Annotated in this window: 11 protein-coding genes and 2 pseudogenes; 8 read left to right on the top strand and 5 right to left on the bottom strand. The window is 71.9% G+C overall.

What is annotated here, in order from left to right; translation table 11 throughout:
- The first annotated feature begins 641 nt into the window (after positions 1–641).
- Complete coding sequence (locus WMF33_RS38855) at positions 642–2,048, top strand: glycosyl hydrolase family 28-related protein (protein WP_437333337.1); 1,407 nt, start codon at positions 642–644, stop codon at positions 2,046–2,048.
- Positions 2,049–2,252: 204 nt separating this feature from the next.
- On the opposite strand, the gene WMF33_RS38860 is transcribed toward WMF33_RS38855, so the two are convergent.
- Positions 2,253–6,134, bottom strand: coding sequence for a protein kinase domain-containing protein (locus WMF33_RS38860; protein WP_437333338.1), 3,882 nt, complete (start codon positions 6,132–6,134; stop codon positions 2,253–2,255).
- Positions 6,135–6,570: 436 nt separating this feature from the next.
- Positions 6,571–6,912 carry a DUF2934 domain-containing protein gene (locus WMF33_RS38865; RefSeq protein ID WP_437333339.1) on the bottom strand — a complete coding sequence of 114 codons (342 nt, stop codon included), beginning with the start codon at positions 6,910–6,912 and terminating at the stop codon, positions 6,571–6,573.
- Between the two features lie 465 nt (positions 6,913–7,377).
- Here WMF33_RS38865 and WMF33_RS38870 point away from each other — a divergent pair, with 465 nt between their 5' ends.
- From WMF33_RS38870 to WMF33_RS38885, 4 genes and pseudogenes are all read left to right on the top strand, one after another.
- Complete coding sequence (locus WMF33_RS38870) at positions 7,378–8,418, top strand: sigma 54-interacting transcriptional regulator (protein WP_437333340.1); 1,041 nt, start codon at positions 7,378–7,380, stop codon at positions 8,416–8,418.
- A gap of 169 nt (positions 8,419–8,587) precedes the next feature.
- Positions 8,588–9,769 (top strand): cytochrome P450, encoded by a 1,182-nt coding sequence (locus WMF33_RS38875; RefSeq protein ID WP_437333341.1) that lies wholly within the window; start codon positions 8,588–8,590, stop codon positions 9,767–9,769.
- Between the two features lie 845 nt (positions 9,770–10,614).
- A pseudogene (locus tag WMF33_RS38880) lies at positions 10,615–11,028 on the top strand (cellulose binding domain-containing protein); the annotation flags it as partial.
- A gap of 225 nt (positions 11,029–11,253) precedes the next feature.
- Positions 11,254–11,796, top strand: a pseudogene (locus tag WMF33_RS38885) (glycoside hydrolase family 11 protein); the annotation flags it as partial.
- Between the two features lie 713 nt (positions 11,797–12,509).
- Here WMF33_RS38885 and WMF33_RS38890 read toward each other — a convergent pair.
- On the bottom strand, positions 12,510–13,319 hold the full coding sequence (locus WMF33_RS38890; RefSeq protein WP_437333342.1) for a glycoside hydrolase family 11 protein: 810 nt from the start codon (positions 13,317–13,319) through the stop codon (positions 12,510–12,512).
- Positions 13,320–14,066: 747 nt separating this feature from the next.
- Entirely contained in the window at positions 14,067–14,774 is a 708-nt protein-coding gene (locus WMF33_RS38895; protein ID WP_437333343.1) for a glutathione S-transferase N-terminal domain-containing protein, read from the bottom strand.
- A gap of 353 nt (positions 14,775–15,127) precedes the next feature.
- Between WMF33_RS38895 and WMF33_RS38900 the strand changes: the two genes are divergently transcribed.
- Entirely contained in the window at positions 15,128–17,536 is a 2,409-nt protein-coding gene (locus WMF33_RS38900; RefSeq protein WP_437333344.1) for an alpha-amylase family glycosyl hydrolase, read from the top strand.
- 67 nt (positions 17,537–17,603) lie between these two features.
- Here WMF33_RS38900 and WMF33_RS38905 read toward each other — a convergent pair whose 3' ends face one another.
- Positions 17,604–18,626, bottom strand: a complete 1,023-nt coding sequence (locus WMF33_RS38905) for an NADP-dependent oxidoreductase (RefSeq protein ID WP_437333345.1) — start codon at positions 18,624–18,626, stop codon at positions 17,604–17,606.
- Positions 18,627–18,861: 235 nt separating this feature from the next.
- Between WMF33_RS38905 and WMF33_RS38910 the strand changes: the two genes are divergently transcribed.
- The gene (locus WMF33_RS38910; protein WP_437333346.1) at positions 18,862–19,347 is read left to right on the top strand and encodes a hypothetical protein; all 486 of its coding nucleotides are present in this window, start codon (positions 18,862–18,864) and stop codon (positions 19,345–19,347) included.
- Between the two features lie 135 nt (positions 19,348–19,482).
- Positions 19,483–23,586 carry a kelch repeat-containing protein gene (locus WMF33_RS38915; protein ID WP_437333347.1) on the top strand — a complete coding sequence of 1,368 codons (4,104 nt, stop codon included), beginning with the start codon at positions 19,483–19,485 and terminating at the stop codon, positions 23,584–23,586.
- Positions 23,587–23,639: the final 53 nt, after the last annotated feature.

Raw genomic sequence — 23,639 nt, forward strand, 5'->3', positions numbered from 1 at the left:
GAAGCCGACCTTGGAAGGTCTGCGCGCCGCGCAGCGCGCGCCACGGCCTAGGGTGCCGCCTGCTCATGCGAGGGCATCCGCCCATGCACCGCGGCATGGTCGCGGCGCACGGTCGCCGTGCACCGGCTCGTCGCTGCTCTCTGCCGTGATGTTGACGATAACCGTACGACCCTCATCAAGGAACCAAAGAACCTATGCGCTTGACGCAGCGGCTTGCAACGATCTGCGCCGGAGCCTCGCTCGCGCTCGCCTCCGCCCCAGCCGGGGCGGACCCGCCTCCGGCCGCCTGGGGCTACGACCCTCCCATGGAGGAAAGCACCACGAGCGAGGCAATGTGCAGCCACCACGACGACAAGGAAAAGCCGTTCGAAGGAGATTCTTTCACTGGAGCTAAATGCGATGGTGTTCCTAACATATCGCCGACGTGCGAGGGGCCTTTCTGCCCCACGGTCACGTGCTCTCCCTGCGAGCAGCTCAACGGGGCGCCCTCCACATGCGAACAGAAGTGTTGCACTTCGCCTGCCACCTCGAACCAGAAGTGCCCGGGGACCTTTGAGGTGCATGAGAGGCACAACGGCTGTGGTGGTAACAATGAGGTGAGCTGCTGTGAGCCGGGCTCCGTCGACTACTTGAATGGCGTAGTGGATGTCCTGCCCTACCTTCAGAGGCCGACGGAATGGCCGTTCTCTGCCGACCCCGACGTCGACGATAGCTGCACCGTCGACGACAGCCCGGGCATCGCGAAGGCCATCGAATGCGCAGCGTCGCTCTCCACCCTGAGGCGCACCGTATATTTCCCTGCCGGGCGATACGTGGTGCGCACTCCGATCAGACCTCATTACGACCGTCTGACCCTCACGGGACCGGAGGTGTCCGCGGACGCCGCCTCTGGCGATCCCGACACCGCGACCCTGGTGGCGGTCCCCTGCAATCCGGAGCAATTTCCCGGGGTAATCCAGATCGATGCGGCCCTCAGGGGGGACAATACCACCCCCGAGGTCATCAACGATGTCTGGATTCGCAATTTCCAGGTCGCGCTCACGGACGGCCCACGGTCGAATGCCAACAGCGGCATTCGCGTCAACAGATGCTCGAGCTGCCTGGTGGAGAACGTCATCATGCGATACGAGCCCCTCGTGGAAGAGCTGCCTTCCTGCAAGCCGTCCAACCTGGATGGCATCACGTTCTCCTTGGGGTCCGGGGGCACGATCCGCAATGTCATCGTGGACGGCGTACCGAAGGGCGGCATCTATCTGTCGTCGAACCCCGCCGTGCATGGCACGCCATCGATCGAAGTGGAGAACTGCGAGCTCAAGAACATCAACGGTCCGGTCGGAGCCACCGCGCTCAAGATCATCTCCGCCAACGTGACCGTGAGGAACTGCGAGATCCACCACAACCAGATTCATCCCACCAATGGAGCCATAGGGGCCAATGGTGGGCACGGAATACAAATCTTCACTCAGGCGCCGCTCAACGCCCCAGTCTCGGTGCCCGAGGACATCCGGATCGAGAACACCTATTTTCACCACAACGCGGGCTCCGGCGTCGTGCTGGCGAGCGCCACGGCGGGCTACGTCCCGACGGGGATCCGGTTCTATAGGGTCAAATCCGCTTACAACTACTACTATGGCGTGCACATCCAGGCGGGCACGGACGTCGAGATGAAGGACGTCTGGGCCTGGGGCAACGGATCTTACGGCATGTACCTGACCGCGAAGGGGACGCAGCTGCCCGCCAGCACGTTCCGGATCGGCGACGTACTCCTGGAGGACCCGCACGTCTTCAACAACAATCTCAAGTTCGGGTCGGGTCCCAACAGCGTGGGTATCAGGATCGAGGCCAGCGACGTCACCGTCCTCGGCGGCGAGGTCGCGGTCTGTAACGAGAACGAGAACGAGAACGAGGTGCTGGGCAAGTCCGTCCAACAGATGTGCTGGCTGGCGGGCCCGGACGATACGCTCTTCTACCCGGTGAACAACGTCGTGTCGGGCGTGATCGCGACCAACACGTCCGAGCCAGAGATAGGGGATTGTCCTTATGACTGAGTCGAGCAGTCCACGGGTTCTGCGCGTCATCATGCCCCGGCAGGACGTCTGACGCCCCGGGCTCCTCCGGCGAGCGCTCGACGCGGGCGGGCAGCCCCAACGCCCTAGCACACGTCGTGTCACCCCGGACGCTCTCCTGGAGACGTCCGAGCACACGCAGCGTCACTCGGCCCCCACCCGCCCGCCCCCGCTCGCCCCCGCCCCTCACCGCTCCGCGCGGTCGAGCCACGCGCGCGCGTCCTTCTCCAGCAGCGGATCCCCGAGCCGCACCGACAGCTCCAGGAGGTCCTCGAACTCGCGCCGCGCCAGCGCGTCGTTGCGCGCGTTCTTCAGCAGCATCGCCGCCGCCCACCGGCCCTGCAGCACGTCGTGCCAGTAGCCCTGCTCCTCCGCCTGCGCGATGAGCTCCTTCAGCCGCTCGCGCGCGTCCCCCACCCCCTCCACCCCGTCGAGGTACGCGATGTACATCCGGTTCGAGGCCGCCACCCGGTCGTACCCGGCCTCGTCCGCCCGCTCCAGCGACTCCGCGAACAGCGCCCGCGCCCGCTCGTGGTCGCCCAGCCGCACGCAGGCGTACGCGAGGTTGTGCAGGTTCACGACCCCGTCGAACCGGAGCCCGAGCGCCCGATCCAGCTCGAGCGCGCGCTCGCACGCCCGCACCGCGGCCCGGAAATCCCCCGCGTAGAGCTCGATCATCGCGAGCAGCTTCGCCCGCACGGCCTCGGCCACCCGATCCCCCGGCTCCGACGCCGCCTCCGAGCGCGACAGCGCCTCCATCGCGCCCGCCCGGTCGCCCGACGTGGCCCGCGCCAGCGCGACCGAGAAGAGGCCCCGCAGATCCTCGATCGGCCCGAGCGCGCCGAGGTCGAGCGCGGCGCGCCGCGCGCGCGCGAACTGCCCCTGCAGGCACGAGACCTCCACGTCCACCGTCAGCGCCTCGCGCAGGAGCTCGCGGCGCCCGACCGCCATCTCGACAACGTCGTCGAGCAGGTCGTGCGACATCCGGAACAGGTTCGTCGCCCCGAGCGCGCGCGCGAGCTCGATGCGCACCTTCGACCGGACCTCGAGCGAGGCGCCCGCGTCCACCCGCGACAGGATGCGGTCCGCGACCGCCGAGAGCGACGGCGCCCGGCGCCCGTGGCCCACCGCCTTCGAGAGGATCTCCACCCACCCGCCGAGCTCGCCCGGGTCGCGCCGCGCCACGTCCGCCAGCTCGAACGCCCGCGTCATCGCGGCGATCGCCCCGTCGAACTGGCCCAGGCGCGCGCGGACCCCCGCCGCCCGCGCGAGGTGCCCCGCCGCGCCGTCGGCGTTGCCGAGCGCGAGCGCCTCCTCCGCCGCCCGGCCGAGGTGCCGGTCGACCATCGCGAGCCCCTTCGGATCGTCCCCGCCCACGCGCTCCAGCCACTCGGCCGCGAGCCAGTGCCCGAGCGCCCGATCCGCGTCCGTCAGCATCTCGTAGGCCGCGTCCCGCACCAGCGCGTGCCGGAACGCGAGCTCCACCTCCCCGCGCAGCGTCGACTCCGGCCGCGGCTCGAGCAGCTCGCGCTTCTCCAGCGTGAGCAGCCACGACTCGAGCTGCGGCACCTGCCCGCCCCCGCCGAGCAGCGCCTCCAGCCCCCCCCGCCAGAACACCTCCCCCATCACCGCCCCGGCGCGCAGCACCCGCCGCGCCTCGGGCTCGAGCGCCGCGATCCGCGACTGCATCATCGCCAGCACCGTCTCCGGCACCCCCCCCGCCGGCCGCTCCACCGTCGCGCGCACGAGCTCCTCGAGGAAGAACGCGTTGCCCGCCGACCGGTCGACGAGCGCCGCGAGCTCCGCCGCCGGGAGCTCGTCGCCGAGGACCTCGCGCACGATCCGCTCGCACGCGCGGCGCGACAGCTCCCCGAGCCGCATTTCCGTCGCCTCGCGGTCCTCCCAGAGATCGGGGAACGCCTCGCGCACCCCGGGGCGCGCCAGCGCCATCACGAGGAGCGGCAGGTGCCGCAGGTGCCGCAGGGCCGCGTCGAGCGTGTCCACCGAGCTCCGGTCGCTCCACTGCACGTCGTCGAGCACGATCAGCACCGGCTGCGCGTCGCACTCGGCCCGCAGGAAGTCGAGGAACGCCCGGCGCATCTGCTCCTCGAGCACCGCGCGGTCCTGCCGGGCCGCGCGCAGCGAAGGGCTCTCCGGGAACGGCGCGTCGCAGAGCTCGCCGAGCAGCTCCGTGATCCGCTCCCGCGCGGCGGCGGGGGCGCTGCGCGCGACCCGCGCCGCGAGCTTCTCCCGGCGCGCCTCGAGCGGCTCGCCGTCGACGAGGCCCGCCTCCCGCCGCACGAGCTCCGCGACGAGCCCGAGCGGCGCCCCGCCGCGCATCGGATCGCCGTGCGCGCGCCACACCGCGATCGGCTCGCTGCGCGCCTCGACCCGCCGGATCAGCTCGCCGCCGAGCCGCGACTTGCCGACGCCGGCGCCGGCCGTGACCAGCACGACGCGCGCGACCCCCTCGGTGGCGCACTCGTCGAGCAGGTCCTCGAGCGCCCGGAGCTCCCGCTCGCGCCCCACGCAGGTCGTCGCCTTCCCGAGCACCCGGCGCCCGCCGTCCTGCGGCTCGCGCGCGCCGAGCAGCGTGGGGCCCTGGCTGCCCGCGGCGATCTCGAAGCGATCGCCGAGGAGCGCGGCCGTCATCTGGTCGATGAGCACCGGCCGGCCCGAGGACGGGTCGTCCGAGGCGTGGCGGACGCGCGCGTCGAGCAGCGCGCCGGCGCGGTCGATGACCTGCCCCACCGCCTGCGTCCCGGCGATGACGTCCCAGCCGGTCGCCAGCGCCACCCACGCCCCGGGCAGCAGCGCGTGGATCGAGAGCGCGCAGCGGGCGGCGTTCGCGGCGAGGTCGGTCGGCGAGCCCGCGCCGGCGACGACCGCCGCGACCGAGCCGTCGGCGAGCACCTCCAGGACCGCGCCGTGCGACTGCGCGGCCTGCCGGACCTCGTGGAACGGCGTGCTCGGCGGCGGCGCCGGCCGGGGCCGCGCCGGCGGCGCCGGCGCGAGCAGGTCCGCGGGCAGCGCCTCCCTGCTGCCGGACACGACGGTGGCGTGGTGGCCCGACAGCACCGTGTCGTTGGCCCGCGGGGGCGGGCTCCCCGCGGCGTGCGGGCGGCCCGACGGCGGCCCGCGCTTGCCGGCGCTCATCTCGGCCGCGAGGACGACGCTGACGAGCCGCCGCTCGCTCTTCGTCAGCGCCGGCGTCGGTAGGCCGGTGCCGCTCGACATGCTGCCCTCGACGACGCTCAGCATCCGGAGCTCGGCGGCGACCTCGCCCGCGTCCCCGGGGCGCTCCGCGGGGTTCTTGGCGAGCAGCCGGGTCACGAGCAGATCGAGCGGCTGCGGGATGTTCGGGCAGAACGTGCTCGGGCGCGGCGCGGCCTCGAAGAGCACCTTGGCGAGGACCGACAGCGGGTGCTGGGCGACGAACGGCGAGCGCCCGGTGAGGCACTCGAACAGGAGGCACCCGATCGAGTAGAGGTCGGCGCGCGCGTCGACGTCGAGATCGCCGCGGACCCGCTCCGGCGCCATGTAGGCGGGCGTGCCGATCGCCGAGCCGGTGAGGGTGAGCTCGTAGGTCGCGTCCGCCTGGCGCGCGATGCCGAAGTCGATGAGCTTCGCGCTCCCGATGTCGCCGCGGGGCAGGAACACGTTCGTCGGCTTGAGGTCGCGGTGCACGATGCCGCGCGCGTGGACGGCGGCGAGCGCCTCGGCGACGCGGCCGACGAGCATCAGGCTGGCCTCGATCCCGAGCGGCCCGCGCGACAGCCGCGCGCCGAGGTCCTCGCCCTCGAGCCACTCCATGGCGAGGTAGTAGAGCCCGTCCGCCGTGACGCCGTGGTCGATGTACCGGGCGACGGCGGGGTGCTCGAGCTCCGCGAGCAGGCGCGCTTCCCGCTGGAAGCGCACGACGTGCTCCCGGCCCTGGTTGAAGATCACCTTGAGGGCCACCGCCTGGCCGCTCTGCCGGTCGACCGCCCGCCACACCGCGCCCATCCCGCCGGAGCCCGCGAGGCGTTCCAGCTGGAAGCGGTTGGCGAGGACGTGACCTGAATGCATGGCGAAAGTATCGGGGTGCGGACGTTCGCGGTCCAGGCGACCGGCGCGCGCGTGGACCGCGATCCGTGGGCCCATCGCCCACGTCCATCGCGAGGATACCCATCCCGCGGCGCCGCTACGAGCCTCGACGGCCCCGGAGCGGCCGCCGGGCGCGTCGGCCCGTCGCCGCGCCGGCCCGGCGCCGCAGCGGAGCGCGCCGCGAGCGCCGCTCGTCGCGTGGGAGCGGCTCCTTCACGGGAGCCGCCCGTCGTGGTGCGGGCGTGGTGGGCAGATGCCGGGGCGCGGCGGCGTCGCGCAGCGCTCCCCTCCTCTCCCCTCCCCCCTGCCTCCCCCCTCCGCGGACACCCTCGCTGGATCTGGCCAGCGTGCCTGTCGAGCCGCGCGCGAGCCCGGGCGCGGCGGCGCCGCGGGCCGCCTGCGCCGCCGCCGCGGGCTCTCAGCTGGCGAGGCGCTCGAACCGCGCGTCGACCTCTCGCTCGGCGTTCAGCCAGTCCTCAACCGGGTTGTTCCGGAAGCCGGCCCTCTCGGCATATCCATAGGCCACCTTGGCGATCAGCCGGTGCCGCTCCTCGCGCGACAGGCGCGGGGACGCGGGCGCGGCCTTCGGGGCCTCGGCGCGCGCGCGCTCGGGCGCGAGCTGCACGGCCGGAGAGGGCATCTCGACGGCGGCGGGGGCGGAGACCGCGCTCGCCGGCTGCGTCGCGGCGGCCGGGGCAGCGAGCGGGCTCGGGACCTTCGTGGTCTTCGTGCGGGCCGGGGTCTTGCGCTTCGAGCTCATCTCGTCGTCTCTCCTTTCGGGTACACGTCGGGTACACGGGTCGACTAACCCAGGTCCGCGCGTACGCACAAATTTTGAGCACGTAGTTTTTTGTCGCCGGTAGCCCCCCCTTGGGATCTCCCTTCCCACACGACCTTGATTCGCGGTAGAGTGGTTGTCGCTGTCCGGGTGACACCGTCCGGCATCTTCTATCAGTCGCCGTCCTTCGTTGATCATTGTGGCCGGTCACCCGCGAGGGTCCGTCGGTGGCCGGCCGTCCGCCATCGTCCGTCGTCGTTCCCGGTGGCTCATCCCTGGCCACCGCCTGCGCTGAGGACAGCGCGGTCACGTAGACAACGGCAGACGCGCCGCCCGCCGTCTGCCCGCGGATTGCCACGAGTCGCTCACGAATCGAGGAGATGCGATGTCGAAGCAAGCGCAGCCCCTTCCCGGCGCACGGAACACCTCTGCTCCTCCGGTGGCGGGATGACGCGCGTCCTGTGGATCGAGGACGAGAGCGAGGTGCGCGTCGTCGGCGCCTCGGAGCGCTGGGCGCGCGCGATGGAGCGGCTGCGCGAGCTCTCGGAGCACGAGCGCGCGCCGCTGCTCATCGCCGGCGAGCCGGGCACGGGCAAGGAGCTCTGCGCGCGGCTGCTCCACGCGGCGAGCCCGCGCGCGGGCGGGCCGTTCGTGGCGGTGAGCGCGGCGCGCCTGCCGGCCGAGCGCCTGCGGGAGGAGCTCTTCGGCGTGGACGCAGCCGCGGACGGGCGGCACGCCGCGCGCCCCGGGCTGCTCGAGCTCGCCGAGGGGGGCACGCTGTTCCTCGACGAGATCGGCGCGCTCCCGCTCGAGCTCCAGCTGCCGCTCGTCGGCGTGCTCGACGGCGAGCCGTTCCGCCGGATCGGCGGCGGGGAGGCGCTGGTCGCGGACGTGCGCGTCATCGCCGCCACGGCCCGCGATCTCGGCGCCCGCGTGCTGGAGGGCTCGTTCCACGAGGGTCTCCACAAGCGCGTCGGCGCGCTCGGGCTCTCGCTCCCGCCGCTGCGCGAGCGCGACGGCGACGTGCGCCGGCTGGCCGAGCATTTCCTGGAGCGCCAGAGCGCCGCAGCGGGGCTCTCGAAGGGCGGGATCACCCCGCGCGCCCTCGCGCAGCTCGAGGCGTACCCCTGGCCGGGGAACGTCCGCGAGCTGCGGAGCGTGGTCGAGCGCGCGTCCCTCCTCACCCGCGGCGCGCCGCTCGATCTGGAGCACCTGCCGACCGAGATCGCCACGGCGCCGCCGCGGCCGGCCGCCGCGACGCCGCGGTCGGGCCCGCCGGGCGCGCTGCGGCCGTCGCCCCCGGCGCGGGGGAGCGCGTCGCTCGGGGAGGCCGTGCGCCGGCACATCCTCGCGGTCTACGCCGCGCAGGGCGGCAACGTGACCCGCACGGCGAGCGCGCTCGGGATCACGCGGGTCTCGCTCCGCCGTCACCTGCGCCAGTACCTCGCCGCGGGCGCGCGCGACAAGGAGCCGCTCAGCAGCCGTTAGCGCCGCGCCGCGCGATTCGCCTCCTCCTGGAAAATTAGCGCTGGCTCAGCAGCCTCTCGATACAGGGAACGGCAGCCTGCTTCGTCCTGGACGCCCGCGCATTGACGCTGTCCGCGCGCTCGCGGACCATGTCGCGCTTCGTCGAATTGCCCAACACGAGGGAGGCTGCATGAGCCATCGCCTGAATCTGCTCTCTCCGGAGCTGCGCGCGAATCCGTATCCTTTTTATGCGGAGCTGCGCCGCTCCGCTCCCGTGTGCCAGGTCGAGCCCGGGGGTCTGTGGGCGCTCAGCCGCTACGACGATGTCGCCTTCGCCCTCAAGAACACCGAGCTGTTCTCGGCGCAGGGCGGCCGGGTGGCGGTGCTCCCGCCCTGGCTCGATCGCAATCCGATGGCCGACTCGCTGCTGCTCATGGATCCGCCGGAGCACACGAGGACCCGGGCCCTCGTGAGCCGCGCCTTCAGCACGCGCGTGGTCCCGCGGATCGAGCCCGTGCTGCGCGCGGTGACCCGGGAGTTCGTCGAGCGGCTGACCCCCGGGCGCGAGCTCGACTTCGACGCCGAGCTCGCGATGCCCATCCCGGCGGCGGCCATCGCCGATCTCCTCGGCCTCGACCCGGCGCTGCGCGCCCATTTCCAGCGCTGGACCGCGGACTTCGTCGCCACCGCCGCGGCCACGCCGGAGATGAGGCCGGGCATCCGCGCCACCATCGTCGAGCTCGAGCGGTACCTCCTGGAGGTCATCGCGGCGCGGCGCGCCGCCCCGCGGGACGATCTCGTGAGCGACCTCCTCGCGGCCCGGCTCGACGGCGTCGCGCTCACCGAGCCCGAGCTCGTGAGCTTCCTCTTCTTGCTGCTGGCCGCCGGGTTCGAGTCGACGACGCACCTGCTCAACGCGGCGCTCGTGCTCCTCATGGATCACCCCGAGGTGTACGCGCGGATCCGCGCGGACCGGGCGCTGATCCCGGCCTTCCTCGAGGAGGCGCTGCGGTTCGAGCCGCCGGCCCAGATCGCTTTGCGGCAGGCGAAGGCCGATGTGGAGATCCGGGGCGTCACGGTGCCGGCGGGCGCGTTCGTGGCGGCGCTCATCGGCTCGGCCAACCGCGACGAGCGGGTCTTCCCGGATCCGGATCGGTTCGATATCGACCGCGAGCGGCAGGTGGGGCTGTCGTTCGGCCACGGCGCCCACTTCTGCATCGGCGCGGCGCTCGCGCGCGCCGAGGCGAAGGTCGGGCTCGAGGTGCTGGCCTCCCTCCCGGGGCGGTTCGAGCGGGCAGGGAGGGCGCCGGAGTGGAACCTCTCCCTGTTGATGCGAGGGCTGAAGGCGTGCTGGGTCCGGTACGTGCTTTGAACCGCGCCCGGCGGTGCCCGGCGGGGTGGTAGCCTACAAGCGAGCGGCAGAGTTCGACAGCGGCTCGAGCCGAGCGGCCCGCGAAAAATAACCATGCGACCAAACCCGGTGTGGGGGGGTGTAAACCACATTGTCTCCGGGCGGCTCCGTTATCGCATCCACGGGCTCGGCGCTCGAGAGATGCTGCTCGATCCGGAGCGCCCTGGGCTCGTGGGATCCGAGGAGATGCATCAGGCCGCCCCCGACGGTCCGGCGCGCTTCTTCGCGGAGTTTCGCCGCAAAGCCGGACAAAGCCGGACAAAACCGGATAACCTGTTTCAGGATCGAACCCACGCACACAACGTGACTGTAGCTTGCACGGCGCTGCATGACGGCGCTGTAGAGGGCGCTCGGGTGCGAGCGATCGGGACAAAGAAAAGACTCTTGACTTTCCCCCCCCGTATGGATGAATATCCTAATCATCCTTGGCGGTCCGGACCGTTCTGGGCCGGGCGGCGCAGTCGGTTGCAGGATCGCCGAGGGCTGACTCCGAGTGATGCTACTTGCCGGGGTCGCTTGCTTTTTGCTGTTCGTCCGAGTCGTCCTTGCTTTCTCGGAGTGATGCCCCGCCCTACCGCACGGGGTGCTCGGATGTGAGCAGTTGTCCGACAGACATCGTGATTGCCAGGCATGTGGTCGGCGCAGGCCCGCGGGAGCATTCGTGATCACCGGATCACGAGCACGCGGGCTGGAAAATGTTAACGCTAACCAATGAATTGGTGGGCTCGCGGGCGTCTAGGTGGTTCATAAATCCATCTCGATCAGAAGACCGCGGCTCGACCGGTTCGATCATGGAGAGATCTTAAATGCGCATCGCTACCTTACTTGGCTATTTATCCGCTACGGTCGCCTGCGGCCTGCTGGCGTGCAGCGTTGAGCAGATCGCGGACGACGAGGACGCCGCGCTCCTGGAGTCCGCGGTGGAGAGCTCGGACCGCTCGGTGTCGGCGACCCTCGCCATCCAGTCGGACTGGGGGAACGGCTACTGCGCGAGCGTGAAGGTGACCAACAACACCCGCACCAACCCGGGGCTCACCGGCTGGAGCGTGGTGGTCGGGCTCAACGGCTCGACGACGAACAACGTGTGGAACGCGAACGCCTCGGGATCGGGCGGGCAGTTCACCGCCACGAACGTGGGCCATAACGGATCGGTGGCCCAGGGCAAGTCGACCGAGTTCGGCTTCTGCGCGAACGGCACCGGGCGGCCTTCGGTCGTCTCGGTCACCGGCAACGGCGGCACGGTCAGCGGCGGCACGACCACGTCCTCCTCGTCGAGCAGCAGCGTGAGCTCGACCACGAGCTCCTCGTCGACCTCCTCGTCGACGACCGGCGGCGGCGGCGCGGGCGGCTCCGGCGGCGCGGGCGGCGGCGGCGGCGCGGGCGGCGGCGGCGGCGCGGGCGGCGGCGGCAGCACGTGCACGGCTGCCAACAGCCAGTACTGCTCCAATCAAACCGGCACCCATTGCGGCTACACCTTCGAATACTGGAAGGACAACGGGACCGGATGCCTGACCAACACGGCGGACGGCTTCAACGTCACCTGGAGCAACATCAACAACCTGCTCGGCCGTAAGGGCATCAGGCCCGGCACGAAGAACACGGTCGTCAACTACACCGCCGACTACCGGCCGAACGGCAACTCGTACATGGGCGTCTATGGGTGGACGAAGGGTCCGCTCATCGAGTACTACATCGTCGACAGCTGGGGCAACTGGCGTCCGCCGGGCGGCGAGGGGTTCATGGGCACCGTCACCAGCGACGGCGGCACCTATGACATCTACCGGACCCAGCGCGTCAATCAGCCGTCCATCGAGGGCAACACGACGTTCTATCAGTACTGGAGCGTCCGCAAGGACAAGCGCTCGAGCGGGACCATCACCGTCGCCAACCACTTCAACGCATGGGCGAGCAAGGGGATGAACCTGGGGAGCCTGTACGAGGTCTCGATGCTCGTCGAAGGATATCAGAGCAGCGGCTCTGCGAACGTGCAGTTCTCCATGCGATGAGCGCCGGGCCTTGAGCTCGGGCTTCCTCTCCCTCGCCGGCGCGGGCGCTCGCGATCGCGAGCGCCTCCCGGACCCAATCATCCACATCGGCTGAGCTCCCCAACACCGGAGCGCGTTCACGGCGCCCGTCCCGTCGACCGGAGGTCTTCGGGGCGGGCGCGCCGTGGTCGGGCCGCGGGGCGAGAGCTGCCGGATCCTCGAAGATAAGATCGAGCCACAGAGGCACAGAGGAGAGAGAAAGCCATGAGATCTTTCTCCTCTTCTCTGTGCCCTCTGCGCCTCTGTGGTCTTCTTTATTTCTCCGCCTTCACAAGCTGACAACGGAAGCCTCTGATGAATGCAAGAGGCACCGCGGGCGCGTCTGATGCTGGCGGAGGCGGCGCTCCGCCCATCGTGGCGCCGGAGGACGTAGACGATCTTGGGGATGAACGGCAGCGGGCTGAGGCCGCTCTCCGGGAAACGGGGTACCGGTCGCCGGTGCAGCCCGGAACGACGCGGCGGCTGAACGCGGTCGAGCCAGCGCAGGTGGCCTCCTCCTGCCCACGCGTGGGCGGCGCTACGGAGGCACCAGCGCCGGAGGCCGTTCATGGATACCCGGCCTTCGACGGCTGTCGGCAAGCTGTGACAGGAGAGACGTGCGGGAAGCTCGGCGGGCAGGATCCGCGCCGCGCGCGGCGACGCTCAAGGCGTGGCGCTCATTCCATGGAGAACTTCACATCGGCCTCGCCGCTGCTTTGATACCCTTCCACGGTCATCGAGACCTCGTACAGGTTCCCCATGTTCATGCCCGCGCGCTGCCATGCGTTGAAGTGGTTGGCGACGGTGATGGTCCCGCTCGAGCGCTTCTCCTTGCGGACGCTCCAGAACTGATAGAAGGTCGCGGTGCCCTCGATGGAAGGCTGGTTGACCCGCTGGGTCCGGTAGATGTCATAGGTGCCGCCATCGCTCTCGACGGTGCCCATGTGCCCCTCGCCGCCCGGCGGACGCCAGGTGCCCCAGCTATCGACGATGTAGTACTCGACGAGCGGGCCCTTGGTCCACCCATAGACACACAGATACGAGTTCCCGTTGGGGCGATAGTCGGCCTCGTAGGTGACGATCTGGTCCTTCGACCCGGGCCGGATGCCTTTACGACCGAGCAGGTTGTTGATGTTGCTCCAGTTTACGCGGAAGCCCTCGGACGTGTTGGTCAGGCATCCACTCCCTGAGTCCTTCCAGTACTCATAGGTGTATCCGCAATGCATGTTCGTGCCATTGTTGCAGACCTCCCGGTCGGGCTCCGTGCACGCCGCAGGCATGCCGCCGGTCGAGCTCGAGCTCGTGGTCGCGCTCGTGGTCGCGCTCGTGGTCGCGCTCGTGGTCGCGCCCGCGCCCCCGGTTCCGTCCGAGCCCCCGGTCCCGCTCGCCGACGTCGACGTCACGCCGCTGCTGGCATCGCCGCCGGTGGACACGCTGCTCGACGCGTCCGAGCCCCCGGCCCCGCTCGTCGTCGTCGTTGTCGTCACGCTGCCGCTGGTGCCGCTGGTAACGCCGCCCGTGGTCACGCTCCCCGGCCCAGCCGAGCTGCCGCCCGACCCAGGATCCCCAGAGGGTTCGTCCGACCCCGCGCAACCGACGGCAACGAACCCTAAAACCAAAGCGAAAGTTTGTAGTGAAGCTAGACGCACAGATCCTCCTTGGCTTGATGACGCTAATTCCCGGCAACCGACTTTTTGATCACGGCCGCCACCATCGCGCGGCGCTCGCGCGGCGCTCGCTCGGCGCCGCAACGGTCCAGAGGGGCGTTCCAGCCGCCCATTCCAGGGCCAGCCCTAAGGCTCGACCCGGCCAAGCCACGAACAGGGCAGCAAAACCGTTTAAGGTATGTTTACTAACAGTGGTCGAGACGAGCCGCCCGCATCCCACTGGATGGTATAAGGGGGTAGAAAAAGCAAAACGATCCGAGCGTGTCAAGGCGAATTGCCATGCTCTCTTCAGCCGACAGGAGGCTCGCTTTCACGATCCGCCTCCCTCGCTCCCTCGCGAGCGCTGGTGCGCGCTCTCGCTCGCGGTGATCCTCCTGCTCGGCGAGGCCCCCGCCCAGGCGCGCCCGGGCTCTGGCGCCGCCGGCCGCTCGCGCCGCGGCGCCGCGGACTGAGGAGGGGCCGGCGGCGCACGGGGATCCCGCGGAGCTGACCGCGGTCTCGATGGATAGATACCATCGATCGCCCCCACGCACGTACCCGGCCCTGGCGCCTCCCGCACGCAGGCGGTCAGCCGTTGCGCGACGGAACGCCCAGCCCGCGCACCACCGCCGGCCGTGCGGCGAAGGCGTCGAGCACGCGCTTCACCTCCTTGAAGTCGTCGAACCCCACCACCTCCCCCGCCCCGTAGAAGCCCACGAGGTTGCGCACCCACGGGAAGATCGCGATGTCGGCAATGGTGTAGTCATCGCCCAGCATCCACGCGCGCCCGCGCAGGTGGCCGTCGAGGACGCCCAGCAGCCGCTTCGACTCCGACGCGTAGCGGTCGCGCGGCCGCTTGTCCTCGTAGTCCTTGCCGGCGAATTTGTGGAAGAAGCCGAGCTGGCCGAACATGGGCCCGATGCCGCCCATCTGGAACATCACCCACTGGATCGTCTCGTAGCGGCGCGCCGCGTCCTGCGGCAGCAGCTTCCCGCTCTTCTCCGCCAGATACAGCAGGATCGCGCCGGACTCGAACAGCGCGAGCGGCTTGCCGCCCGGGCCCTGCGGGTCGAGGATCGCCGGGATCTTGTTGTTCGGGTTGAGCGAGAGGAACTCTGGCGAGAGCTGGTCGTTGGTGTCGAAGGAGACAAGGTGGGCCTCGTAGGGCAGGCCCATCTCCTCCAGCGCGATCGACACCTTCACGCCGTTGGGCGTGGCCAGCGAGTAGAGCTGGATGCGGTCGGGATGCCGCGCAGGCCACTTGCGTGTGATGGGGTAGGAAGACAAATCGGTCATACGGGATCTCTTGTTGTTGGAACCGGCGGAGTGAGGCACTCCGGCCGGCTCGAGGCCGGGACGCGAGGCACTTCCGCGCCCGAGAGAGAGGAAATCGAAACGTTTGGGGGCCGTCAAGCCCCCGCTGAGGGGCGCGCGCCGGCTCGACTCGCCGGGGTCGCGAGGCGAACGCCCGAGTACGGGGCGGGGCGCCGGCGGAACCGGCGCCGCACCCGTTGGCGACGCGACAGCATGGGCGGAGCGTCGCCTTTCTCCGCGCCGTTTGGGGCGATTCTCCGCGACGCCTGCGCTGACACGCCTCCCGTGATCGGATACTCCTCGAGGCCATGTCGCGCCGCCGCAATCCCTTCGTGATGTCCGCTGTCTACGCCGCCATGCTCCTCGCCGTCCCGCTCGCGTGCGGGGACGATCGTGAGCTCGACGCCGGTCAGGCAAAGGGCACCGGCGGCGGGGAGGCCGGCGGCGGCGGGGCCGGCGGCAGCGGCGGGCTCGGCGGCAGCGGCGGGCTCGGCGGCAGCGGCGGGGCCGGCGGCAGCGGCGGGGCCGGCGGCAGCGGCGGGGCCGGCGGCAGCGGCGGGGCCGGCGGCAGCGGCGGCGCCACCTGGCAGGGCGATGTGCTCTGTCCGACGTCGTTCGCGTTCAACGCGCCCCCGGGCGCCACGGACGTCCGCGTCCCCGGCGAGTGGAACGGCTTCGATCTCGACACCGCCCCGGAGCTCCGCGAGGGCGGCGCACAGGGGCAGCTCGTGGCCACGGTCGATCTGCCGCCCGGGCTGCACGCCTACAAGATCACGTATCGGTACGGCGGCGAGCTCGCGTGGGTGCTCGACCCGGCCGAGGGGCGCCGCAAGTACGTGGGCGGGATCGAGAACTCCGCCGTCAAGGTCCCTGACTGCCGCCTTCCGGCGTTCTCGGTCGCACAGAGCCAGGTGGCCCGCGCCGCCGCCGGAGAGGGCGCCTTCGAGGCGCGGCTCGCGTACCGGGACGGCATCGAGGGCGCGGGCCCGGACGCGGCCGCGTTCGAGGCGACGCTGCAGGATCAGGACGGCGACGCGCGCCCGCTCACCGCGCAGGAGATCTCGGTGGACGAGCGCGGCGACGTGCGGCTCGACGTGCGGGGCCTCGACGACGGCAAGTACCGGATCACCCTGCGCGGGGCGACCCGGAGCGGCCGTGTCGGCGAGCCGCTCCGGCTTGTCTTCTGGGTCGAGGCCGAGCCGTTTTCGTGGGAAGACGCGCTCATCTACATGGTCGTCACCGATCGTTACCGCGACGGCGATCCGGCCCTGAACGCGCCCGCCACGCCGGGCGCCGATCCGCGGGGCGACTGGGCCGGCGGAGATCTCGAGGGGCTGCGGCGATCGATCGAGGACGGCACGCTCGACGCGCTGGGCGTGCGGGCCATCTGGCTCACGCCGTTCCAGGAGAACCCGGCCGGCGCGTACCCGGCGAGCGATGGAGTCCACCAGGTGACCGGATATCACGGGTACTGGCCCATCAAGGCGCGCGAGGTGGATCCGCGGCTCGGCGGGGCCGAGGCGCTGCGCGCGGTGGTGGCCGAGGCGCACCGCCACGGGATCCGCGTGCTCCAGGACTTCGTGGTGAACCACGTCCACGAAGCCCACGAGTACGTCGCGTCGCACCCGGATTGGTTCCGGACGGGGTGCGTCTGCGGCACGGACGGCTGCGACTGGACGTCTCACGCCCTCGACTGCATGTTCGCGGGGTATCTGCCCGACGTGAACCACACCGTGCCGGAGGCCAACGCCGCGTTCGTCTCGGATGCGGTCTACTGGCTCGACGAGTTCGATCTCGACGGGCTCCGGGTGGACGCCGTGAAGCACGTCGAGGAGATCGCGACGCGCAACCTCGCCGCGGAGGTCCGGGAGGCGTTCGAGCCGGCCGGCACGCGTTACTTCCTGATGGGCGAGACGGCGATGGGCTGGAACGACTGCGCCCCGCCGTGCAACGACGAGAACTACGGGACCATCGCGAAATACATCGGTCCTCTGGGGCTGGACGGCCAGTTCGACTTCGTCCTTTATCACGGGGTCTCGTACCGCACGTTCGCCTGGGGCGACAGGGGCATGCTGCACGCCGCGTACTGGGTCGAGGACGGGCAGAAGCGGTGGCCGGAGGGCGCGATCATGACGCCGTACCTCGGCAGCCACGACACCGCCCGGTTCGCGACGCTGGCCGACTACCGGGGCCAGGACACCGCGCACGGCCGGGATGTCCCGACCCGCCAGTGGTCGGACACCGCGGAGGCCCCGGCGTCGTCCGACGTGTATGCCCGCGTGCGGCTCGCGATGGCGTGGCTGCTGGGCCTCCCCGGCGCGCCGCTGCTCTATTACGGCGACGAGTACGGCGAGTGGGGCGGCGTCGACCCGAACAACCGCAGCCTGTGGCGTCCGGAGGAGGAGCTCACGGCGGACGAGCGGGAGACGCTCGATTTCGTGCGCCAGCTCGGCGCCGCGCGCCAGGGCGTCCCCGCGCTCCGCCGCGGCGCCTACGTGAACCTCACCGCCACGGAGGACACGCTGGTCTTCGGCCGCCGGCTCGCCGGGGGGAGCTCCGCGGTCGTGGCGCTGACGCGCGCGGCGACCGCGCAGCGCATCTCGGTCGAGGTGGCGGGCGCGCTCGGCCTGCCGGCCGGCACCGAGCTCAGCGACGCGCTCGGCGGCGGCGCCGAGACCGTCTCCGCGACCGGCATGCTCTCGATGACCATCCCGCCGGGCGGCGCGGTGATCCTGGCGCCGTGATCCCCGGGGCTTCCGCCTCCTTCCGCAGGTCAGGGCGCCCGCGGCGAGCCAGGCCGCCCGGCGCCGCTCAGGACGCGACGCGCACCAGCAGCTTGCCGAAGTTCTCGCCCTTGAGCAGCCCGATGAACGCCTCGGGCGCCTTCTCCAGACCGTCGACGATGTCCTCGCGGTACTTGATGCGACCTTCGCGGATCCAGCGGCTCGTCTCCTGGAGGAACTCGGGGCGCTGCTCGGCGAAGTCGCCGACGATGAAGCCGCGCAGCGAGAGGCGCTTCGCGAGCACCTGCTTCATCAGGCCCGGAAGGCGATCCGGCCCGGGGGGCGGCGCGGTGTCGTTGTAATGCGCGATGAGGCCGCACACCGGCACGCGGGCGAAGGGGTTCAGGAGCGGCAGCACCGCCTCGAACACGGCGCCGCCGACGTTCTCGAAATACACGTCGACCCCGCCCGGGCAGGCCTCCTTGAGGCGCGCTGCCAGGTCGGGGCCGCGGTGGTCGACGCAGGCGTCGAAGCCGAGCTCGCGCACCACGTAGTCGCACTTGCGCTGCCCGCCGGCGACGCCGATCGCGCGGCAGCCCTTGATCTTCGCGATCTGCCCCACGACCGAGCCCACCGCCCCGGAGGCCGCCGCGACCACCACCGTCTCGCCCGGCTTCGGCTGGCCCAGGTTGAGCAGCCCGGTGTAGGCCGTCATCCCCGGCATGCCCAGCACCCCGAGCGCGGTCGAGATGGGGCCGAGCGCTGGATCCACCTTGCGCAGGCCGCTCCCGTCGGTGATCGCGTACGCCTGCCAGCCGGTCCGCCCCTCGACGAGGTCGCCCGGCGAAAGGCCGTCGACGCTCGACCGGAGCACCTCGCTCACGGCGCCCCCGACCATCACGTCGCCGACCTCGACCGGCGGCGCGTACGACGGGCCGGCGCTCATGCGGCCGCGCATGTACGGATCCAGCGACAGATAGAGCGTGCGCAGCAGCGCGCGGCCATCGCCGGGCTCGGCGAGCTCTTCCTCGATCAGCTTGAAATCCGACGGCCTGGGCTCGCCGACCGGACGGGCGGCGAGGACGATCTTGCGGTTGCGCTGGGAGGTCATGGTCCGTCGATCCTGCTCGAAACCGGCGCGATTGCCAGAGCGCATCGGCGAGTCGCAGGGATCCGGCGAGCTCGGCGAGGCGTGGGGCTCCGAGGCGCGACGCTCGCGGCGCTCGCGGCCGGCGGGCGGCGGGCGGCGGGCGGCGGGCGGTCGCGGTAAACGATCGCGGGAACACGCCGCGCCGGCGCTGTCCGATTGAGCCCCGCGGCCGTCGCGGGTATGCCGAAGCCGCACGATGCAGTCACTCAACGCGATCCAGTTGCCCGAGGAGCTCCGCGAGCCGCCCCCGCGCCCCTGGGCGGCGCTGCGGCACGCCCGGCACCAGCTGGCTGGCGTGGGCTACGCGCTGCTCGTCTGGGCGGGGCTCCTCGGGGTCGGCTCGCTCTACCGGCACATCGATCTCGTCGCGATGCTGCTCGCCTTCTCCTTCGCGGTCATGCCGTTCGTGCTCCTGTATCAGGTGCTGGGCAGCTACACCGCCTGCCGCCTGGCGCTGCGCGGCGCGCCGTCGGCCGCGCAGATCTACGAGGGCGTCGTCGTGACGAGGTTCGGGACGGTGAACGTATGGCACGTCGTCGTCGCCGGCCAGCACGTGCGCATCCGCGCGGACGCGCCGCTCCTCAAGAGCATGGTGGTGCTCGTGACGCCGGAGACGAGCGGGGGGAAGCGCAGAGTCGGCGTCTATCATCCCAAGATCGGCATCTGCACATCGCTCGTGTGAGCCGCGCGGGCCGCGCGGTTCGGGGGTGAGCGGCGCGCGCCGCGCGGCTCGGGCGGCAGCGCGCTCGCGGCGCCGTTGTGGCTGGCGGGCCGGCGTGAGACATTCGCTGGCATGCGAGCTGGGTGGGCTTTTCGCGTGCTGGCCGTGGTCATCCTGGCGCTGGCCGCGGCGGGGTGGATGAGCGCGCTCGGGTGCGCGGCGGGGCACGACCGCGCCGCCGCTGCGGCCGCGCAGGTGCAGCACCGGTTCCCGGCGCAGGCCGCCGAGGTGCTGGGCAGCAGCGCGCTCGACGCGCCGTCGGTGAAGGACGGAGGTTTCGCGCTGGGCGCGGCTGGCCGAGCCGGGCGCGGAGCACGGCTCCAGGCCGAGCTGCCGCGCGACGGCGGCGGCTGGGTGCGGCTCTCGGGCCCGGGCGGCTTCGAGGTGCGGGTGCGGGAGACCGGCGCCTCCGGCCCGGGGACGATCGTGGACGGCGCGGTGATCTACGGCCGCGCTGGCGGCGCGTCGTTCTGGCGGGCGGCCGACGGCGGCATCGAGGAATGGCTCACCGTGGAGCCGGGCGCCGCGCCGGCCGGCGCGCCCGTGGCCGTGTGGGAGGTGGACGGCGCGGCGCTGCGGCAGCGCGGCGAGGCCGTCGAGGTGGTGGACGCGGCGGGGAACCCACGGCTGCGCGTTACCGCGCCGCGAGCGTTCGCGGAAGGCGGACGGCCGGTCGCGGTGCGCCTCGAGGCGCGCGGGGCGGAGATCGCGCTGCTGGCGGAGGCGTCGGGGGAGCTGCTGCTCGTGGATCCGCTGTGGCGCATTGTCGGGGCGATGGCCGAGCGGCGGGACGGGGGGCATACGGCCACGCGGCTCGGCGGCGACGACGGGCGGGTGCTGGTCGTGGGCGGCAGGGGCGGCGACGGCTATCTCGCGAGCGCGGAGCTGTACGACCCGGCGGACGACGGCTGGGCGCCGGCGCAGCCGATGAGCGGCCCGCGCCACGATCACGCTGCCCTGCTTCTGGACAGCGGGCGAGTCCTGGTCGTGGGCGGCTCCGGCGACTCGGGCGCACTGGAGAGCGCGGAGCTGTACGACCCGGCGGAGGACCGCTGGGTACCGGCGCGGCCGATGAGCGCCGCGCGCGAGGGCCCCACGGCGACGCGGCTCGACAGCGGGTTGATCCTCGTCGTGGGCGGCTGGAGCGACGGCATCCATCTCGCGAGCGCGGAGCTGTACGACCCGCGGGAGGACACCTGGACCGCGGCGGCGCCCATGAGCACCGGACGCTACGGGCACACGGCGACGCTGCTCGGCGACGGGCGGGTCCTGGTCACGGGCGGCTTCGATGGCCTGGACGCGCTGGAGAGCGCGGAGCTGTACGACCCGGCGGCGAACAGCTGGACGCCGGTGCAGCCGATGAGCTCAGCGCGCCAAGGGCACGCGGCGACGCTGCTCGATGACGGGCGGGTCCTGGTCACGGGCGGCGCCGAAATCTACTGGGGAGAGGAAGAGGAGGAGGAAGAGGAAGAGGAGGAAGAGGGCGAGTTCGCGAGCGCGGAGATCTACGATCCGGTGAGCGGCAGCTGGGCGGTGACGGCGCCGATGAACTTCGGGCGCTCTCAGCACACGGCGACGTTGCTGGTGGACGGGCGGGTCCTCGTCGCGGGCGGCTCCACGGTCGTGGTCGAGTCCGAGTGGTCCGGGTACCTGGCGGACGCGGAGATCTACGATCCGACGGCGGGGTCGTGGTCGGATGCGCCGGCGATGGCCGTGGTCCGCAGCGGTCATACCGCGACGCTGCTCACGAACGGCGGAGTGCTCGTGACGGGCGGCAATCGGGCCGCCGAGGCGAATGCTGAGGTCTACGACCTGTCGGGGGCGAGCCCGTGGTCGGAAGCAGCACCGATGATGGACGCGCGCTACTGGCATACGTCAACGCTGCTGGCCGATGGCCGGGTCCTGGCCGCCGGCGGCTACGGGACCGACTACATCCCAATCGCGAGCGCGGAGATCTTCGACCCCACGACGCGCACCTGGACGGCGGAAGCACCGATGCTCGTGGCGCGCTACGAGCACACGGCAACGCTCCTCGACGGTGGACAGGTCCTGGTCGCGGCCGGCTACGGGGCCGACTATGTCTCAATCGCGAGCGCGGAGATCTTCGACCCCATCGCGCGCACCTGGACGGCGGCAGCACCGATGATCACCGCGCGCTACGGGCACACGGCGACGCCGCTGAACGACGGGGGGATCCTGGTCGCGGGCGGCTTCGGGACCCGCTACACGCACCTCGCGAGCGCGGAGATCTTCGACCCCATCACGCGCACCTGGATGGCGGTAGAGCCGATGATCGCCCCGCGCTCCGGGCACACGGCGACGCTGCTGAACGACGGGCGGGTCCTGGTCGCCGGCGGCGAAGGAAGCGACTACGACAACCTCGCGAGCGCGGAGATCTTCGACCCCATGACGCGCAGCTGGACCGCGGCAGAACCGATGATCACCGCGCGCTACCAGTCCACGGCGACGCTGCTCGACAACGGGCAAGTCCTGGTCGCGGGCGGCTACGGGCCCGACTATGTCGCCCTCTCGAGCGCGGAGGTGTACGACCCGGCGGCCAATCGCTGGATGGCGCGGGCTCCCATGAGCACCACGCGCCACCAGCACACGGCAACGCGGCTCCTGGACGGGCGGGTCCTGGTCGCGGGCAAGGCCGCCTCCGCGGGCCTTAGCGGCGCGAGCGCTGAGGTCTACGACCGGGCCACGGACAGCTGGTCTCCGGCAGGGACGATGCACTCCGAGCGTTCTGACCACGCAGCGACGCTGCTGCCCCATGGCAAGGTCCTGGTCACCGGCGGCGAGGGCCCCGGCGGCATCCTCGCCAGCGCCGAGATCTACTCCCCCGTCCTCCCCGGCGCTCGCTGCGATGCCGACGCGGACTGCGCCGGCGACTCCTGCGTCGACGGCGTCTGCTGCGACGCCCCTTGCGCGGGCGCCTGCATGGCCTGCTCCGCCGCGAAGAAGGGCGCCGGCCCCGACGGCGTGTGCGGGCCCGTCCAGTCCGGCGCCGATCCGGACGACGACTGCGCCGCGGAGCCGGCCGCCACCTGCGGCGCCAACGGCTTCTGCGACGGCCGCGGCTCCTGCCAGCTGTGGGCCCAGGGCGCCCCCTGCGGCGCGGCCGCGTGCAACGGCGCCTCCGAGGTCGTCGAGGCCCGCCTCTGCGACGGGCTCGGGGTCTGTACCAAGGCCGACACCCGGTCCTGCGGCGATTACCGCTGCGTCGCGGGCGCCTGCCTCGCGGGATGCACCTTCGACACCCAGTGCGCCGAGGCCGCCTACTGCGCGGAGGCCGGCGGCGACTGCCTGCCGAAGAAGCCTGTCGGCGCCGCGTGTGCGCTCCCGAAGGAGTGCCTCAGCGGGCTCTGCCTGGCAGGCGTCTGCACGCGCGACAGCGACGATGACGGGGTCGCCGACCACGAGGACAACTGCCCTGAGGTCCCGAACACGTCCCAGGCCAACACCGATGGTGGCCTGTCCGCGGGAGACCCTCTCGGCGACGCCTGCGACGACGACGACGACGCCGACGGCCATCCCGACGCGGCGGACAACTGCCCGCTTATCGCGAACCCCAACCAGGCCGACGCCAACCGCGACGGGATCGGCGACGCCTGCGATTGCGCGAGCCCGCGCAAGGCCGACGGCAGCCCCTGCGACGACGGCAACGCCTGCACGCAGACCGATACTTGCCAGAACGGCGCCTGCGTGGGCAGCAATCCGTTCCTCTGCCCGCAGCCCGACCCCGCCGTCTGCCGGGTCGCCGTCTGCGAGCGGGCCACCGGCAACTGCGGACAGCGCTACAAGCTCGACCGCTCGCCCTGTCCGGGCGGCGAGTGCATCGCGGGGGGCTGCTTGCTCGCGGAGGGCTCCGGCGACGGCGGCGACGGCGGCTCCGGCGGCGATGGCGGCGCCGCCGCGTCGACCGGCGCCGGCGGCACCAGCAGCGGCGCCGGCGGTTCTGGCGGCGACGGCGGCTCCAGCGGCGACGGCGGCGCGCCGCCCAAGCCGGTCCCGGAGGGGAGCGGCCCGCCGCACCTGCACGGAAACGGCTGCGCCGCGGCGCCGGACGCCGGCCCTGGCCCCCTCGGCTCGGCCGTGCCCTGGCTGCTCGCTGCGGCCCTGGCCGCCGCGCGGAGGCGGCGCCCGGGCCGCAGTCCGGCGACGCGGCGCGCGCGCGCCACCCGCGGCGCTCAAGCCTGAGAAGGCGCCGCGGGCAGCGGCCCGCGACGGTGCCCGCCGCGGGCCGCCTGAGC

This window comes from Sorangium sp. So ce394, assembly GCF_051474665.1.
GTDB classification, from domain to species: domain Bacteria; phylum Myxococcota_A; class Polyangia; order Polyangiales; family Polyangiaceae; genus Sorangium; species Sorangium cellulosum_D.

Excerpts from the sequence above, each read along its gene's own strand:
- WMF33_RS38860 (WP_437333338.1), bottom strand. The coding sequence starts at position 6,134 with ATGCATTCAGGTCACGTCCTCGCCAACCGCTTCCAGCTGGAACGCCTC.
- WMF33_RS38865 (WP_437333339.1), bottom strand. The coding sequence starts at position 6,912 with ATGAGCTCGAAGCGCAAGACCCCGGCCCGCACGAAGACCACGAAGGTC.
- WMF33_RS38870 (WP_437333340.1), top strand. The coding sequence starts at position 7,378 with ATGACGCGCGTCCTGTGGATCGAGGACGAGAGCGAGGTGCGCGTCGTC.
- WMF33_RS38875 (WP_437333341.1), top strand. The coding sequence starts at position 8,588 with ATGAGCCATCGCCTGAATCTGCTCTCTCCGGAGCTGCGCGCGAATCCG.
- WMF33_RS38895 (WP_437333343.1), bottom strand. The coding sequence starts at position 14,774 with ATGACCGATTTGTCTTCCTACCCCATCACACGCAAGTGGCCTGCGCGG.
- WMF33_RS38900 (WP_437333344.1), top strand. The coding sequence starts at position 15,128 with ATGTCCGCTGTCTACGCCGCCATGCTCCTCGCCGTCCCGCTCGCGTGC.
- WMF33_RS38905 (WP_437333345.1), bottom strand. The coding sequence starts at position 18,626 with ATGACCTCCCAGCGCAACCGCAAGATCGTCCTCGCCGCCCGTCCGGTC.
- WMF33_RS38910 (WP_437333346.1), top strand. The coding sequence starts at position 18,862 with ATGCAGTCACTCAACGCGATCCAGTTGCCCGAGGAGCTCCGCGAGCCG.